This is a genomic window from Synechococcus sp. JA-3-3Ab, assembly GCF_000013205.1.
Classification (GTDB): domain Bacteria; phylum Cyanobacteriota; class Cyanobacteriia; order Thermostichales; family Thermostichaceae; genus Thermostichus.
Window position 1 is genome coordinate 532,835 of the sequence record NC_007775.1, and the last position, 13,812, is coordinate 546,646.

Genomic DNA, 13,812 nt, shown 5'->3' on the forward strand with positions numbered 1-13,812 from the left:
CCTATAGGTTAGCAGGCTTACTTTAAGCCGGCGGGCTCTTGCTAGGGATCCCTCTTGACCTTGTAGTTAGCTATAGGGTTTAGGCTGAGAGAGCTTCTGGAGAGAGGGAATCAACCGGGCATGTCTGAACTGCTGCGGGTGGGTCAGGTAGCCGAGAAACTGGGCATCACCCCCCAAACCCTCTACTTCTACGAGCGCCTGGGGCTCATTCCCAAGCCGCGCAGGACGGAGGGGGGCTATCGCCTCTACGGGGAGCCTGAGCTGGAGCGGCTGGCTTTCATCGCCCGCGCCAAGGCTTTGGGACTTACCCTAGCCGAGATCAAGGAACTGCTCTTGCTTCAGGAGAATGGGCAGGCTTTGCCCTGTTGGCAGGTGTACGTAAAGCTAACCGAAAAGCTCAGACAAATCGATAAGTCAATTGCCCATCTGCAGGAACTCAGAGGGGAGTTGTCAACACTCATTGAAAAGTGTCAACAAAAATTTTCTGAGCAAGAGAAAAGCTCTTCTTGCGCCATCTTTCAACAACAGCTTGATAACTCATGACAAGAGAACCCCTTGTACCATTTTCTGCTAGTGCTTGGCAGCCCTTGTGCCCAAGAAGTGGGGAGCAGGGGATCTCAATTCAACTGATTACCCTGAAGAGCCTGCTATCTCCTCCAGCTTTGGCACAATTGGATGCCGACAGCAGCTATGCGTTTTGTCGGGATCCCATTTGTCCTGTTGTTTATTTTTCTGAGCAAGGTCAGAGCTTTGGGGTTGACGACCTCAAGGTTCCAGTCTTTCAAAAAGAAAGTGGCGAGGACGTGCCCGTCTGCTACTGTTTTGGCTGGACGCGCCAGCGCATCCGGCAAGAGCTGAAGGGATCCAAAACGCCCCAGGCCATTCTGGAGGAAATTGCCGCCCACATCAAAGCCAAGCGCTGCGGCTGCCAGGTCAACAACCCGCAGGGGTTTTGCTGTCTGGAAAATGTTAGGCAGTTTATCTCTGAAGTGCAACAATGAAAAGCTCAGGAACAAAATAACTCGGACCTCTGCCCGCAACTCTAGCTATCTCAAACCCAGTTGAGAGTTTTGCCGCCGACCCACAGCTCCGCGCTGCTATCGCAATACCCTCAGCCCTGAGAGATGCGGCTAAAGTATGTCAACGATTGAAATAGGCGCTAAGCCACTCCAGGCATTGCATAAAGTAAAACACCAGGGGCCCGGTAAAGACGTAGCTATCTCCCCGATCCAAAATGCCGCCGTGGCCGGGGATGAGATCCCCGGAATCCTTGACGCCGGCATCTCGCTTCATCAGCGATTCGGTCAGATCCCCCAGCAGGCTGGTCAGCCCAATTAAAAACCCCAACACCCCGCCGCTCAGCCAGCTCCACGGCCACTTGAGGTAGTAGGCTCCCGCCACAGCCAGGGCCATGCTGGCGGCAATCCCCGCTACGGCCCCTTCCACCGTCTTCTTGGGGCTGAGGATGGAGAGCTTGGTGCGCCCAAAGGTCCGCCCACAGAGATAGGCGGCCACATCCGCTGCTATGACACAGCCGATGGCCAGCAGCGTAATCCACAGTCCTTCCCCAAGCTCTTGGGAAAAAGACAGGGCCCTGACCCGGATCCAAAAGCTGGGCAACAGCGCACAGTAAAACAACCCCAAAATCGAAGTGGCAATGTCGGCAATGGTGGCCACCTTGGGCTTAAAGAGCAAATAAAAACAGATGATGGATCCCGCCACAATAAAAGCAGGGCTGGTCCATTCCGGCTTTGCCTGCTGCAAAAACACCAGCACCTGGCTAGACAACATGGTGGTGCGCATGGCCGGCGCATTGCCCTTGGCCTGCACCAGGCGGAAGAACTCCAGTTGGGCCAGGAAAATGATCAGCCCCATGGCTGCTGTGAAGTACCAGCCCCCTAGCAGGGTAACCGTCAGGGCAAACAGGACCGCCGCAAAACCGCTAACCCAACGGGCTCCCATAGGCACACCCCGTCACGTTGGTTGGCCAAAGACCTCCTGCCCGCGGCTCCAGGTCAAAGTCCACGCCGAAGGCAGAAGCAGCCCTCAGCCTTGCGCTCTTGGTGTTTAGGATTTGCGTCTGCGCGATGAAGTCCTGCTGCGGCTGCTGCAACGAAAATGCCTCTTGCCCTAGCCTTCCAGTTTACTCTTCTTGATCCCAGAGGAACCCCTCTCTGGAACTGGGATCCCTACCTATCCCTGGGTTGGGGGCTTCAGATGTCGCGGAGCATGGAATAATTGAAAAGCTGCAAAAATTGGTTACCCTCGACCCGATTCCAGCATGGTTCAGGAACTGACGTCCCCCGTGGCTAGCGCTCGCATCTCTGCCGAAGAAGCCCGCATGCTCTACGAAGACATGGTGCTGGGCCGCCTGTTTGAGGACAAGTGCGCCGAAATGTACTACAAGGGCAAGATGTTCGGCTTTGTGCACCTGTACAACGGGCAGGAAGCCGTCTCCACGGGGGTGATCAAGGCGCTCAAGCCCACCGACTACGTCTGCAGCACCTACCGGGATCACGTGCATGCCCTTAGCACCGGGATTCCCCCACGAGCAGTGATGGCGGAGCTCTTTGGCAAGGCTACCGGCTGCAGCAAGGGCCGCGGCGGCTCGATGCACCTGTTTTCGGCAGAGCACAACTTTTTGGGGGGCTATGCCTTTGTGGCCGAAGGGATCCCGGTGGCGACGGGAGCAGCGTTTTCGGCCAAGTACCGCGGCACCGACCAGGTGACCGTCTGCTTTTTTGGGGATGGAGCCTGCAACAACGGCCAGTTCTATGAATGCCTCAACATGGCCGCCCTCTGGAAGTTGCCCATCGTCTACGTAGTGGAAAACAACTTCTGGGCCATTGGCATGGCCCACAAACGGGCCACCTCGGTAACCGACATCTACCTCAAGGGCCCCGCCTTTGGCATGCCCGGCTACCAAGTAGACGGTATGGACGTGCTGGCGGTGCGGGAGGCAGCCCAGCAGGCCATTGCCCGTGCCCGCGCCGGGGAAGGCCCCACCTTGCTAGAGTGCATCACCTATCGTTTCCGGGGCCATTCTCTGGCCGACCCTGACGAGCTGCGCAGTCCTGAGGAAAAAGAGTTCTGGCGGCAGCGGGATCCCATCAAACGACTGGAGCGCTACGCCTTGGAACACAACTTGATGACTGAAGCGGACTTCCAGGCCATTCAGGAAAAGGTGAGCGCCGTGATTGAGGATGCCGTCCTTTTCGCGCTGGAAAGCCCTGAGCCTACCCTGGACGAGTTGCACCGCTTCGTTTTCGCTGAAGACGAGTAGATCCTGCTTGGTTCCCAGTGTCGAGGGAGTGCGGGGGCCCAACTCCGCGCAACTTTCCACCCGGGCTGCCATCGCCGCTCCCTTGGCAATCCTCCCGGCTTAGCCTCAGAGAAACCTTCTCCAGATCTGCGCAAGAGCGCAGATCTGTAAAAATCGCTTTCCATTTGTTTACATAGCTTCATATCATTGGGGTATCGAGCATGAGTATTTATTCCCGGTCATGAGCAATTCTCTTGAGTTTCCCTGGCTGTCGGCCCTGGTGCTCTTGCCGCTGCTGGCAGCCTTTGGGATCCCCCTGCTCCCCCAGAGCCGCTGGGCGCGTTGGTATGCCCTTGCCGTGGGGGCTTTGGATTTGGGCCTGATGGCCTACATCTTTGGGTGGCACTACGACCTGCGGGATTTTTCGCTGCAACTGGCCGAGCGCTACGCCTGGGTTCCCCAGATTGGGTTCCACTGGTCGCTGGCGGTGGATGGCCTCTCCTTCCCGCTGGTGCTGCTGTCGGGCTTGATTACGACTTTGGCGATCGTGGCGGCTTGGAATCTCACCCACAAGCCGCGTTTGTTTTTCTTCCTGCTGCTGCTGATGTACGGCGCCCAGGTGGGCGTGTTCTTGGCGCAGGATCTGCTCCTCTTTTTCTTGATGTGGGAGATCGAGCTGGTGCCCGTTTATCTCCTGATTGCCATCTGGGGTGGGCCACAGCGCCAGTACGCCGCCACCAAGTTTATCCTCTACACCGCTGCCGCCTCTATTTTCATTCTGGTGGGATCCCTGGCGATGGCCTTTGGCAGCGAGGGCTTTAGCTTGGAGATGGCAGAGCTGGGGGCCAAGTCCTATCCGCTGGCTCTCCAGATCTTGGCGTATGCAGCTTTCCTAATTGCCTTTGGGGTGAAGCTGCCGGTCTTTCCGCTGCACACCTGGCTGCCGGATGCTCATAGCGAAGCCTCGGCGCCCATTTCCATGATCCTGGCCGGGGTGCTGCTCAAGATGGGGGGCTACGGCCTGATCCGCCTAAACGTGGGCATCTTGTCGGAGGCGCATGTGTACTTCGCGCCAGTGCTGGCGGTGCTGGGGGCAGTGAACATCGTCTACGGAGCCCTGGCCGCCCTGGGGCAAAACTACCTCAAGCGGCGCTTGGCCTATTCCTCCATTGCCCATATGGGCTTTGTCTTGATCGGCATTGCCGCTTTTACGGAGCTAGGTCTCAACGGCGCCCTCTTGCAGATGATCTCCCACGGTCTGATCGCTGCGGTTTTGTTCTTCCTGACGGGGATCACCTACGAGCGCACCCACACCCTTGCCCTCGACAAGTTGGGCGGGTTGGCTAAGCAAATGCCGAAGGCCTTTGCCCTGTTTACAGCAGGATCCCTGGCCTCGTTGGCGCTACCCGGAATGAGCGGATTTGTGGGCGAGCTGACGGTGTTCTTGGGCTTGATCACCAGCGATGCCTATGCGCCGACCTTCAAGGCAGGAATTGCTCTGCTGGCGGCAGTGGGCATTATTCTGACGCCCATTTACTTGCTCTCTATGCTGCGGCAGGTGTTCTATGGGGCTCAGGATCCCGGCTTGGTGTTGGAAGACTACCTGGGGGATCTGCGCCCGCGAGAAATGGCGGTGGCTCTCTGTCTGCTGTTGCCGATTCTCGGCATTGGCCTCTACCCGCGGCTGGCTACCCAAACCTACGACGTTACAACGGTGGCGGTAGCTGCTCAGTTGCGCAGTGCCCTGCCGACGGAAATTGTGCAACGGCCCCTCCTGCCGGTGCAACCGGCTCAGGTGGCGGCTTTGCCCCCGACAGATTAGGGAGCATCGGGATCCCCGCTTCTCTCTATTGGTCTCGCCTTGAACGGAAGAGCTGTTGCTTGAGAAGTTGCTTACCTCAAGTTTCAGCTCTTCTTTTGTTTTTTTAGCTTGCTTTAACTTTCGAGTTGGACTCGTGAGTGAGGATGTTTTGGGCTGGAATTCCCTTCTAACCGACTCTCCTTGGGCTGTCAATCCTAGCGAGGATCAGAATGAATGGAGTTGTGCTCGCTCAGATTGAGCTGCACCACCAGCCACCAAAGGGTAACGTCGGAGTAAGTTGCCCGCCGCTTCAGCCGGGAAATGGAATGAACCGGATTTTGGCTGTCGATCATCCACTCCGAAGCGATGATTTGGCTCCGTTGCTGAGCATTCATTGCCTCTCCCCCTTCGCAACTGCTCAAGACTTGGAATAGCTAATATCTAATATTTAGGATGGCGAATTTGTAGGGGAGCGTGTGAAAAAATATATTACGCAGGGATCCCTAAGGACAGCTAACTTTCTTAGCAATTGGGATCTCGACGGCTGCTCAGTTGAGGACCTACTGGCCGAGGAGCCCAAAAAACTTTGCAAAAGATGAAAGATTGAGCAGGGAGATTTGTCTTTGTCTTTACAAGTCTTAAGACCCAGAAAAATTCAATTCTCTCCTTCTCTGCCAGCCTGGAAACATGGGTCTTCAGCAGGGATCCCTCCCTAGGAACCGGCGGCCAGCCGATCCCAAATCTCCTCGTGGGAGAGGCCTTTGCGCACCCATTCTTCACAATTGTGCAGGCGCTGGGCGGTGCCGATGAGGAAGCGGTTGAGGTCGGCCCCCAGGGACTCGCAGGTGGTCTGCACACAGACTAGATCCCGTTCCGAGAGCAAGGAGAAGAGGCCGGCCAGCATGCCCGCCTCCAGATGGCCAGCCGGCTCCCGCCGCGCAGACAGTTCCTCCGGCCTAAGGCTGGCACGAGCAGCCAGGGCAAAGCCGGAGTTGCGGATCTTGGCTTGAACCAGGCCGCGGTCGGCGGCGGAAAAATCCAGCTCCAGGCGGCCCCAGCCGTGGGTGGCCCAGAGATCGCTGAGGGCATCGAGGAAGATCCCCATCGGCAATTCCTGCAACGGCTGTTGGTAGTAGCGGGAGAGTTCGTCTTCAATGCGGCGGAAAAACGCCTCTCCCCACTCGCGACCACAGTTGTAGAGGATGACGCGGGTGGCTTGGCCGGTTTCGTAGCGCAAGCCGGCGTAGATGGCTTCCAAGAGGGGCATGGGAAAGGCCGCCAGGCGGTATCCTCCCCGGCTGTAGAGCAGGCCGCTGTGGATGTCGGGGCGGATGTAGTAGGCAGGGCTGAAGCAGTGGCCGGGCAGGATCTGGTCTTGCAGGAGCTCTTGCAGGGTGGTCATGGCTGTCCTCTGGACTCTAGTTGACCAGCATCGACTTGGCCAAGAGCACGTAGGGGCGGATGGACTCGCTCTCTTCGGGGCCGAAAACAGCGCTGAGGGAGTCGAGCATCAACTTGTAGGCGGGCTGGCACTGGTCGCGCATCTTGAAAGATTTCAGGATCGTCTCCAGCCAGTAGAGCAACTTATCCCGCAGGTAATCCTCGTCATTGAGCAGCATAGCCAGGCAGCAGTAGCGCCACACCATGATCAGGTCGCGGCGGCAGCGCTCCCAGGCCAGGTGCCCATGTTGGCGGGGCAAATTCGGCATCATCTGTTGGAACTTTTCCATCACCCAATCCACCAGCTCCTGCTCCTTGGCCTGCAGGACTTGATACAGGCGGACTCGTTTGGGGATCCCTTCCACGTAGGCGTGTAGGGTTTTCAACTCATCTGGGCACAGATAGCGACCCTCGCTTTGCTGCATCAGCTCGGCCACGCTTGAATTCATCAGCATCATCGGGAGCCTCCGTTGGCTGGTCTTACGCGAACATTTCCATCAGGGTAGGTGCCGGTTCCGAGGCCCCTTCTGCCTTGGCTTTAGGCAAAGGGGCAGAAGAGGGATCCCCAGTAACCCGCAGGAGTTGCCAGTAGGGGGCAAGCAGTTCCCATTGCTCTGCTGACAGGGATCCCTGCACCACTGCACCTAGTTGATCCAGCGCCTGCGGCAGCCCCAAATACTGTTCCATCGCGCCAAGGGTCCCCTGCTGCAGAGGGGTGGGATCCCCCAGCAACAGGCTCAAGCCCAGGGAGCGCAGGCAGAAGGCCAGTTGCCGGGCCAAGAGGCGCTGAGCGGGGGTAAGAGAGGATTCTGCCCCGCCGGTGTACCCGTGCTGTTGCAGAACCTGCTCGATCCACGCCCGCTCTTGTTGTTGCAAGACTTGGTAGAGATCCAGCCGCTCTGGAAACGAGAGGGCGTAGCGGATGAGATCTTGCAGATCGTCGGGTGTCAGGTAATCCCCTTCTCGATCGGCAATGCGCTCCGGCCAAGGGCGAAGGTCGTTCATGGGTGAGGTCTCCTTAAAAAACGCGATACGAGTCAAAAGATCGAGCGGCTCGAGGAAGCAAGGCCTAAGTTGGGGCCAAGCAGGGCTAAAGCAAAGCTCCGCCAAACAAAGCGGCAAAATCCTCAAGGGTAAAGGGATCCTCTGGCGGCAGCTCTGGGCGCAGGCAGATGCCCGACCAATTGCAGCCGGCAAAAACACCGACTGGGCCAAAAGCAGGGACGCGCCGAACTCCGGCAACACTTCTGAGGAGAAAAAGGTCTGGACTGAGGGACGGTTATCCCAATTCAACCCTTGCAAAAAAACTGCTAGCGGTTGCCCTAAGTCCAGATTGGGGTTGAGGTTGGAAGTAAGCATAGGCATCCTCCCCACAATGCCGAAGAGAGGGACTGCAAAAGCCACAGGCAGGCCTCACAGTTGGCGCAAACGCTGCTCGATCTCACGGGCGCTGGCCCCTTCGCTCATCCAGAAATTGGCGGCATCGATGCGCTCTTGGCTGCCCAGCAAAAACTTGCAGTAGGTTTCGCCCATTGCGTAGCACTGGATCTCGATGCAGGCCAGCTCACGGGAGGTCATGGCAGAGAAAAATCCGGCAAACAGCCCGGCATAGAGGTGACAAACCGGTTTGCCCACGTCGCCCAGGGTGCGGGCCACCATCGAGTCAAACAGGTTGATGAACAAGAACCCTTTTTGTTTGGATTCGGTTTCCACCTCCCACTTGCCCCACCCTTGCGCCGTAAAGGGCCACCACCAGGTCTCCAGCAAAAACAAAAGGTTGGACTGCTTGACCCCAACCCCGTACTCCCGCTCGTACCACTGGGAAAAGTGCTGGGCATCGCGGACGCCCCACTCCTTGCCGATGGTGTACATCACCGCCGCAGAGGCATCGCCCACTTCCCGCTCTAGGCCGGCCTGCAGGCCGACAATGAAGTCTTCGCTAAGCAGCAGGTTTTGGGTGTTATTCCAGTCGATAATCGTGCCTTGCTCTCGGTTAAAGCGGAAGAAATCGCGGTAGCTGTAGTGAGCGTGCTTGTCGCGGCCCACCGGCATGGTGACTGCGGGACGGGGATCCGATCGAGTGGTGGTGCTAACCATGGCTTTCTCCTAAGGAGCAATCTAGACGGCAAAGTAATCGGAAAAGTCCCTAGCTTTGATGGGCTGCCTTCTTGTTGAAATTCAATCTATTGAGCCTCTAGCCTGGCCTTTTTTGCCTGTGAGCCACGGGGATTGCGCCCCCGCAGCGGCCTAGCTAAGCTGCCGCGATCCCTTAGGCCTCGCTGGTCTGGGCAAGGGTGCTGCCGATGATGCGAAAATCTTCGTTTTCCAGTTGCTTGACGGTGGAGCGAGTGATGATCTTGCCCTGCTCCACCAAAACGCGCCCCGTCCGCGGGTGGAGCAGATCTTGTTCGGCCCGCCGACCGATGAGCACTTCGATATCCCTGAGCGAGTTCACGTACATCCCCGGCGGCAGCTCCACCACCACCCCATCGGCCACCACCCGCGCCTGACAGGCCAGCCGGGAATTGCTGCGGGCGCTGGTGATTGTCTCCAGGGTTTTCGCCTCGCGGGGGGTGATGGGGGTAAGAGCCTCCATCCCCTCCTTGACGTGGACATGACAGGTGGCGCAGAGGCCGCGACCGTTGCATTCCTTTGAGACATGGAGCTCCTCCGACAAAATGGCCGACAGCAAATTGCTGTAGGTATCCACCTCCGAGACGCGGGATAGGGGCTCTAGCCGGATTTGTTTCACCATAGGCGGGATCCCCAAGTTCAAAGCAAACAAAACCTCTGCCGACAGGCACGCCCTGCCGCAAAAGCAATGCAAGCGGAAAATCAGTTTCTACTCGTATTCTGGATTTTGACCAGGCTGGAAGAATCAAAATGTCATAATCTTTAACTACGAGTAGATACGGAAAAGTTATCCATCCAGAAAGCTGGAAAGTAGAATCACGTAAACCCGAGAAAACTGTGGCCTTCTCGTAAATATTTATCGCAAGCTTCCCCAGTTCATCTTATCGACAAGATAAATCTTGAGTAGGGCTTTTGCTCGATTGGGTTCCAGGTTGGCATTGACAATTTTTGGATCGGGCTACTGCCGACTGTAAAAGTTATCGAGCAACTCTATCTTCATCGTTTCTTTAAGTCGATCTTTTGGCTAATCGCTTTTTGTCGGTCGCGTTGCTTGGGAGCTATCGCTATGGAACTACGCCAGCGGGATCCGCAACTGTTGCAAAACCTGTTGCGGGCCGCCTACCAACAGCTTTTGGAACGCCAGCCCTACCAGCACGAGAAGGCGGGAGAGCTGGAGAAGATCGAGCAGGACTTCTTGCGGGGCCAAATTGGGATCAAGCGCTTGGTTCGCCAAATTGGGGGATCCCGGCTCTACCGGCAGCTCTTTTTCAGTGCCGGCTGCAACACCCGCTGTGTGGAGCAGGCTTTTAAGCACTTTTTGGGACGGGCGCCGGCCAGCAGGGAGGAGGTGGCGGCCTATCACAACATTCTGGTGCGCCAGGGCTTTCAAGCCATGGTCAATGCCTTTATCGACTCGGAGGAATACCGCCGCACGTTTGGCAACGACCGTCTGCCCCACCCGCGGCAGCGGCTGAGCGGCTACCCGCCTCTGGCCTACCTGCTGACAGAGCAGATGCACCGGCGCCATGAGCTGGCGATGCAGGGATCGCCGCGGCTGCAGAGCTTGGCGGTGATGGAGGGAGGTGGGATCCCTCAGGCGGTGGGGCCGGGGAGAAAGTCGAGGCTGTAGGCCTGGCGGACATTCAGGCCAGCTTCGACAATTCCCAGGGCAACCATTTCCTGAAAATAGGTCTGCCAGCGCTGGTGGGTCATGGCGCCGATCCCCAGGGTGGCGGCGTCGCCGCCGGTGAGGAGGTTGTAGTCTTGCAGGGCTTGGTGGGCATAGGCCAGAAGGGCCTCGCTCATGTTGGGGTTGTCCTGGCGGATGAGGCGGTTGCCGGGGCGGGGATCCTCCAGGTAGCTCTGCCAGCCCTGGATGGAGGCGGCCACAAATTTTCGCACCTCCTCAGGGTGTCGTTCGGCAAAGGGGCGGGTGGTCTCCAGGGTGGTAGCATAAGGGGAATAGCCGTAGTCGGCCAGCAGGAAGACGACCGGATCAAAGCCGCCCTCCTGGCGCACGCGGAAGGGCTCGGAGGTGACATAGCCCTGCTGGGCAGAGGATTTGTCCAGCAGGAAGGGGGTGAGGCTGAAGTTGTAGGGGCGCTTTTGCTCGTCGGTAAAGCCAAACTTGGCCCGCAAGAAAGGCCAGTAGGTGAGGTTGGCCCCTGGAGAGACCCAGATGGGCTTGCCCCGCAGGTCTTCTAGGCGCTCGATGCCCACCCCCGGATGGGCCAAAAGACACTGGGGATCCTTCTGGAAAAAGGCGGCCACGGTGAGCACGGGGATCCCTGACTGCAGAGCCGCTAGGGCCTCGGGGCTGCCGCCGAGGACAAAGTCTGCCGCTCCCCCGGCCAGCAGTTGCAACACGTTAACCGCCGTTCCCCCCATGCGGATTTCCACCTGCAGGCCATAGTCGGCGTAGATGCCTAGGGCCAGGGCCTGGTAGAAGCCGCCGTGTTCCGCTTGGGCATACCAGTTGGTCACCAGGCGCAGGGGCCGGGAGTGGGAGCGACGGGATCCCGCTGCTGCTGCCACTAGAGCAGCTCCACTGGCCAGAAAGCGCCGCCGGGGCCAGAGCTCTGCAGTTACACCAGACATGGGCAGGGATCCTCAGGCTGCAACGCTTTCAGTATCTCGCAGGCAGGCGGTTTTTGCCTCAGCTTGGCCCAAGTGGCCCCAACCCCTCTCCCTGAGGACCCTCACCCCCAGCCCCTCTCCCAGAGGGAGAGGGGAGCGGGATCCCGCTTTTGCGGCAGGATCAACAGGTAGAGGGCAAGATAAGGGGTGCGGCATGGGCAAGGTGTATCTGGTGGGCGCGGGGCTGGGCGGGCGGGCGGGCCTGACGCAAGGGGCGTTGGAGATCCTGCGGCGGGCCGAGGCAGTCTGGGTGGACGAGCTGGTGGACGAGCGCTTGTTGGCGGAGCTCCCCGCCCAAGCGCAGGTGTGGCGACGTTCAGGAGCAGCGGGTTTGCAGGAGGGCCTTCGCTGGCTCATCCAGCGCTGCCGCGAGGGCAAGCAGGTGGTTCACCTCAAGGCGGGGGATCCCTTGATCTTTGGCCGTGCCCGCGAGGAGGTGCAGGCCCTGCGGGAGGCGGGCTGCCCGTTTGAGATCTGGCCAGGTCTATCTTCGGCCTTGGCCGGCCCCCTGTGGGCGGGGATCCCCCTGACGGACAAGCACTTGAGCCGCGCCTTTGCCGTGCTGACGGCCCACGAGCTGGAGGCCCTGCCCTGGAGCGCCCTGGCCCAGTTGGATACGTTGGTTATTTTGATGGGATCCCGGCAGCGGCAGCAGATTGCGGCCCAGTTGATGGCAGCGGGGATCCCGCCGGAGCGAGCGGCGGCCCTGATCTGGGGGGCGGGGCAGGCGGAGCAGCGGGTTTGGGTGGGCACCCTGGCAGAGCTGCAACAGGGGGAAGGGCCAGAAGCTGGGGAGAAGTTGCCCGGCCTGCTGGTGGTGGGCGAGGTGGTGCGGCTGCGGCAGGAATTTTTGCCGGGGATCCCACCGTTGCCGCCACCGGCTCCTTTGGCAGGCAAGACGGTGCTGGTCACCCGTGCTGAGGGGCAGTCGCCGGCTTTTCGCGAGCTGCTGCGGGCTCAGGGGGCGCGGGTGTTGGAGATGCCTGCCCTGGTCATCCAGCCGCCTAGCAGTTGGGATCCCTTGGACGCGGCCATTGCCAACCTGGAGAAGTTCGACTGGCTGCTGCTGACTTCGGCCAATGGGGTGCAGGCTTTCTTCGAGCGGCTGCAGCAGCAGGGGCGAGACAGCCGGGCGCTCCACTCCCTGCAAGTGGCGGTGGTGGGAGCCAAAACAGCGGCGGCGCTAGCGCAGTACGGCATCCGCCCAGATTTGATGCCCTCCGCGTTTGTGGCCGAAGCCTTGCTGCCCATTTGGCCAGAGCCGGTGCAGGGGCAGCGCATCCTCTTTCCCCGCGTCGAATCCGGAGGACGGGAGGAGCTGGTGCAGGGGCTGCGGCAACGCGGAGCTGAGGTGGTGGAGGTGGCTGCCTATCAATCGACCTGTCCGGCAGCGGCGGATCCCCAAGTCCTGGAAGCCCTAAAGACCCGCCAGGTGGATATTCTCACCTTTGCCAGCTCCAAAACGGTGCAGCATTTTGCCCATCTCCTGCGCCAGGCAGGGCTAGGCCCTGAGGTCTGGGATCCGCCGGTGCAGATTGCGGCCATTGGCCCCAAAACGGCGGCAACCTGCAGGCAGATCTTGGGGCGGGTAGATGTGGTGGCCCAGGAGTACACCCTGGAAGGGCTGGTGGGATCCCTCCTGCAGACTGTCCCCTAGCAGGATAATGGGAGGGCAGTTGGGACGCTGGACACCATGTGGCAGACGGCCAAGCTCTACGAAGACATCCTCTACGAGAAGACCGACGGCATTGCCAAGATCACCATCAACCGCCCCCACAAGCGCAACGCCTTCCGCCCCAAGACCGTTGCCGAGATGATCGATGCCTTTGTAGATGCGCGGGAGGATCCCAAGATTGGAGTCGTGCTCTTGACGGGCGCCGGGCCCCACACGGATGGAAAGTATGCCTTCTGCGCCGGCGGGGATCAGAGCGTGCGGGGAGAGGCCGGCTACCTGGACGAGGCGGGGATCCCGCGCCTCAATGTGCTGGATCTGCAGCGCCTCATCCGCTCCTTGCCCAAGGTGGTGATTGCCCTAGTGGCCGGCTACGCCATTGGGGGAGGCCATGTTTTGCATCTCCTCTGCGATCTCACCATTGCCGCCGACAACGCCATCTTTGGCCAGACCGGGCCTCGCGTGGGCAGCTTCGACGGCGGCTTTGGGGCCAGCTACCTGGCGCGGGTGGTGGGGCAGAAGAAAGCGCGCGAAATCTGGTTTCTCTGCCGCCAGTACACAGCCGCCCAGGCGCTGGAGATGGGCCTGGTCAATGCGGTGGTGCCCGTGGAGGAACTAGAGGCAGAAGGGATCCGCTGGGCGCGGGAGATCCTCCAGCACAGCCCCCTGGCCATCCGCTGCCTCAAGGCCGCCTTCAACGCCGATTGCGACGGCCAGATGGGACTGCAGGAGCTGGCGGGAGACGCGACGCTCTTGTATTACATGACCGAGGAAGCTGCCGAGGGCAGACGCGCTTTTTTGGAGAAGCGTCCTCCCAACTTTCGCCAGTTTCCCTGGCGGCCCTAGGGGGCAGCAAACGATAGGCTG

15 protein-coding genes are annotated in these 13,812 nt (G+C 59.5%); 7 read left to right on the plus strand and 8 right to left on the minus strand.

The genetic code is table 11. From position 1 onward, the window contains the following. Nucleotides 1-120 precede the first annotated feature (120 nt). Complete coding sequence (locus tag CYA_RS02415; RefSeq protein ID WP_011429417.1) at nucleotides 121-543, plus strand: heavy metal-responsive transcriptional regulator; 423 nt, start codon at nucleotides 121-123, stop codon at nucleotides 541-543. After that, a complete protein-coding gene (locus CYA_RS02420) occupies nucleotides 540-1,001 on the plus strand; it encodes a putative iron-sulfur cluster-binding metallochaperone (protein ID WP_049749709.1) in 462 nt (153 codons plus the stop codon). The genes CYA_RS02415 and CYA_RS02420 overlap by 4 nt, the downstream gene beginning before the upstream one ends. 139 nt (nucleotides 1,002-1,140) lie before the next feature. Here the strand turns inward: CYA_RS02420 and CYA_RS02425 are convergent, their stop codons facing one another. Next, entirely contained in the window at nucleotides 1,141-1,962 is an 822-nt protein-coding gene (locus tag CYA_RS02425) for a phosphatidate cytidylyltransferase (RefSeq protein WP_011429420.1), read from the minus strand. A gap of 319 nt (nucleotides 1,963-2,281) precedes the next feature. Here CYA_RS02425 and pdhA point away from each other — a divergent pair, with 319 nt between their 5' ends. Together pdhA and CYA_RS02435 are read left to right on the plus strand one after the other, a co-directional pair. Continuing rightward, the gene (gene pdhA, locus CYA_RS02430; protein ID WP_011429423.1) at nucleotides 2,282-3,283 is read left to right on the plus strand and encodes a pyruvate dehydrogenase (acetyl-transferring) E1 component subunit alpha; all 1,002 of its coding nucleotides are present in this window, start codon (nucleotides 2,282-2,284) and stop codon (nucleotides 3,281-3,283) included. A 220-nt stretch (nucleotides 3,284-3,503) separates the two neighbouring features. Further along, nucleotides 3,504-5,084, plus strand: a complete 1,581-nt coding sequence (locus CYA_RS02435; protein ID WP_011429424.1) for an NAD(P)H-quinone oxidoreductase subunit 4 — start codon at nucleotides 3,504-3,506, stop codon at nucleotides 5,082-5,084. A 194-nt stretch (nucleotides 5,085-5,278) separates the two neighbouring features. On the opposite strand, the gene CYA_RS02440 is transcribed toward CYA_RS02435, so the two are convergent. The 6 genes from CYA_RS02440 to CYA_RS02465 form a co-directional block, all read right to left on the minus strand. Continuing rightward, nucleotides 5,279-5,458 (minus strand): hypothetical protein, encoded by a 180-nt coding sequence (locus CYA_RS02440; protein ID WP_011429425.1) that lies wholly within the window; start codon nucleotides 5,456-5,458, stop codon nucleotides 5,279-5,281. A gap of 317 nt (nucleotides 5,459-5,775) precedes the next feature. Next, the gene (locus tag CYA_RS02445) at nucleotides 5,776-6,465 is read right to left on the minus strand and encodes a V4R domain-containing protein (RefSeq protein WP_011429426.1); all 690 of its coding nucleotides are present in this window, start codon (nucleotides 6,463-6,465) and stop codon (nucleotides 5,776-5,778) included. A 16-nt stretch (nucleotides 6,466-6,481) separates the two neighbouring features. Continuing rightward, complete coding sequence (locus CYA_RS02450) at nucleotides 6,482-6,952, minus strand: phycobilisome protein (protein ID WP_099834947.1); 471 nt, start codon at nucleotides 6,950-6,952, stop codon at nucleotides 6,482-6,484. Between the two features lie 31 nt (nucleotides 6,953-6,983). Next, nucleotides 6,984-7,508, minus strand: coding sequence for a hypothetical protein (locus tag CYA_RS14970; protein ID WP_168175276.1), 525 nt, complete (start codon nucleotides 7,506-7,508; stop codon nucleotides 6,984-6,986). Nucleotides 7,509-7,916: 408 nt separating this feature from the next. Next, nucleotides 7,917-8,555 carry a V4R domain-containing protein gene (locus tag CYA_RS02460; protein WP_041438834.1) on the minus strand — a complete coding sequence of 213 codons (639 nt, stop codon included), beginning with the start codon at nucleotides 8,553-8,555 and terminating at the stop codon, nucleotides 7,917-7,919. A 217-nt stretch (nucleotides 8,556-8,772) separates the two neighbouring features. Next, nucleotides 8,773-9,258 (minus strand): 2Fe-2S iron-sulfur cluster-binding protein, encoded by a 486-nt coding sequence (locus CYA_RS02465; RefSeq protein ID WP_011429430.1) that lies wholly within the window; start codon nucleotides 9,256-9,258, stop codon nucleotides 8,773-8,775. A gap of 444 nt (nucleotides 9,259-9,702) precedes the next feature. Between CYA_RS02465 and CYA_RS13680 the strand changes: the two genes are divergently transcribed. Beyond that, complete coding sequence (locus tag CYA_RS13680; protein WP_011429431.1) at nucleotides 9,703-10,266, plus strand: phycobilisome rod-core linker polypeptide; 564 nt, start codon at nucleotides 9,703-9,705, stop codon at nucleotides 10,264-10,266. On the opposite strand, the gene CYA_RS02475 is transcribed toward CYA_RS13680, so the two are convergent. After that, complete coding sequence (locus CYA_RS02475) at nucleotides 10,230-11,234, minus strand: ABC transporter substrate-binding protein (protein ID WP_011429432.1); 1,005 nt, start codon at nucleotides 11,232-11,234, stop codon at nucleotides 10,230-10,232. The two genes, CYA_RS13680 and CYA_RS02475, sit on opposite strands and share 37 nt — an antisense overlap. Nucleotides 11,235-11,427: 193 nt before the next feature. Here CYA_RS02475 and cobA point away from each other — a divergent pair, with 193 nt between their 5' ends. Beyond that, a complete protein-coding gene (gene cobA, locus CYA_RS02480; protein WP_011429433.1) occupies nucleotides 11,428-12,930 on the plus strand; it encodes a uroporphyrinogen-III C-methyltransferase in 1,503 nt (500 codons plus the stop codon). Between the two features lie 36 nt (nucleotides 12,931-12,966). Next, a complete protein-coding gene (gene menB, locus CYA_RS02485; protein WP_011429434.1) occupies nucleotides 12,967-13,791 on the plus strand; it encodes a 1,4-dihydroxy-2-naphthoyl-CoA synthase in 825 nt (274 codons plus the stop codon). The last annotated feature ends 21 nt before the right edge of the window (nucleotides 13,792-13,812 follow it).

Excerpts from the sequence above, each read along its gene's own strand:
- CYA_RS02415 (WP_011429417.1), top strand. The coding sequence starts at position 121 with ATGTCTGAACTGCTGCGGGTGGGTCAGGTAGCCGAGAAACTGGGCATC.
- CYA_RS02420 (WP_049749709.1), top strand. The coding sequence starts at position 540 with ATGACAAGAGAACCCCTTGTACCATTTTCTGCTAGTGCTTGGCAGCCC.
- CYA_RS02425 (WP_011429420.1), bottom strand. The coding sequence starts at position 1,962 with ATGGGAGCCCGTTGGGTTAGCGGTTTTGCGGCGGTCCTGTTTGCCCTG.
- pdhA (WP_011429423.1), top strand. The coding sequence starts at position 2,282 with ATGGTTCAGGAACTGACGTCCCCCGTGGCTAGCGCTCGCATCTCTGCC.
- CYA_RS02435 (WP_011429424.1), top strand. The coding sequence starts at position 3,504 with ATGAGCAATTCTCTTGAGTTTCCCTGGCTGTCGGCCCTGGTGCTCTTG.
- CYA_RS02440 (WP_011429425.1), bottom strand. The coding sequence starts at position 5,458 with ATGAATGCTCAGCAACGGAGCCAAATCATCGCTTCGGAGTGGATGATC.
- CYA_RS02445 (WP_011429426.1), bottom strand. The coding sequence starts at position 6,465 with ATGACCACCCTGCAAGAGCTCCTGCAAGACCAGATCCTGCCCGGCCAC.
- CYA_RS02450 (WP_099834947.1), bottom strand. The coding sequence starts at position 6,952 with ATGAATTCAAGCGTGGCCGAGCTGATGCAGCAAAGCGAGGGTCGCTAT.
- CYA_RS14970 (WP_168175276.1), bottom strand. The coding sequence starts at position 7,508 with ATGAACGACCTTCGCCCTTGGCCGGAGCGCATTGCCGATCGAGAAGGG.
- CYA_RS02460 (WP_041438834.1), bottom strand. The coding sequence starts at position 8,555 with ATGCCGGTGGGCCGCGACAAGCACGCTCACTACAGCTACCGCGATTTC.
- CYA_RS02465 (WP_011429430.1), bottom strand. The coding sequence starts at position 9,258 with ATGGTGAAACAAATCCGGCTAGAGCCCCTATCCCGCGTCTCGGAGGTG.
- CYA_RS13680 (WP_011429431.1), top strand. The coding sequence starts at position 9,703 with ATGGAACTACGCCAGCGGGATCCGCAACTGTTGCAAAACCTGTTGCGG.
- CYA_RS02475 (WP_011429432.1), bottom strand. The coding sequence starts at position 11,234 with ATGTCTGGTGTAACTGCAGAGCTCTGGCCCCGGCGGCGCTTTCTGGCC.
- cobA (WP_011429433.1), top strand. The coding sequence starts at position 11,428 with ATGGGCAAGGTGTATCTGGTGGGCGCGGGGCTGGGCGGGCGGGCGGGC.
- menB (WP_011429434.1), top strand. The coding sequence starts at position 12,967 with ATGTGGCAGACGGCCAAGCTCTACGAAGACATCCTCTACGAGAAGACC.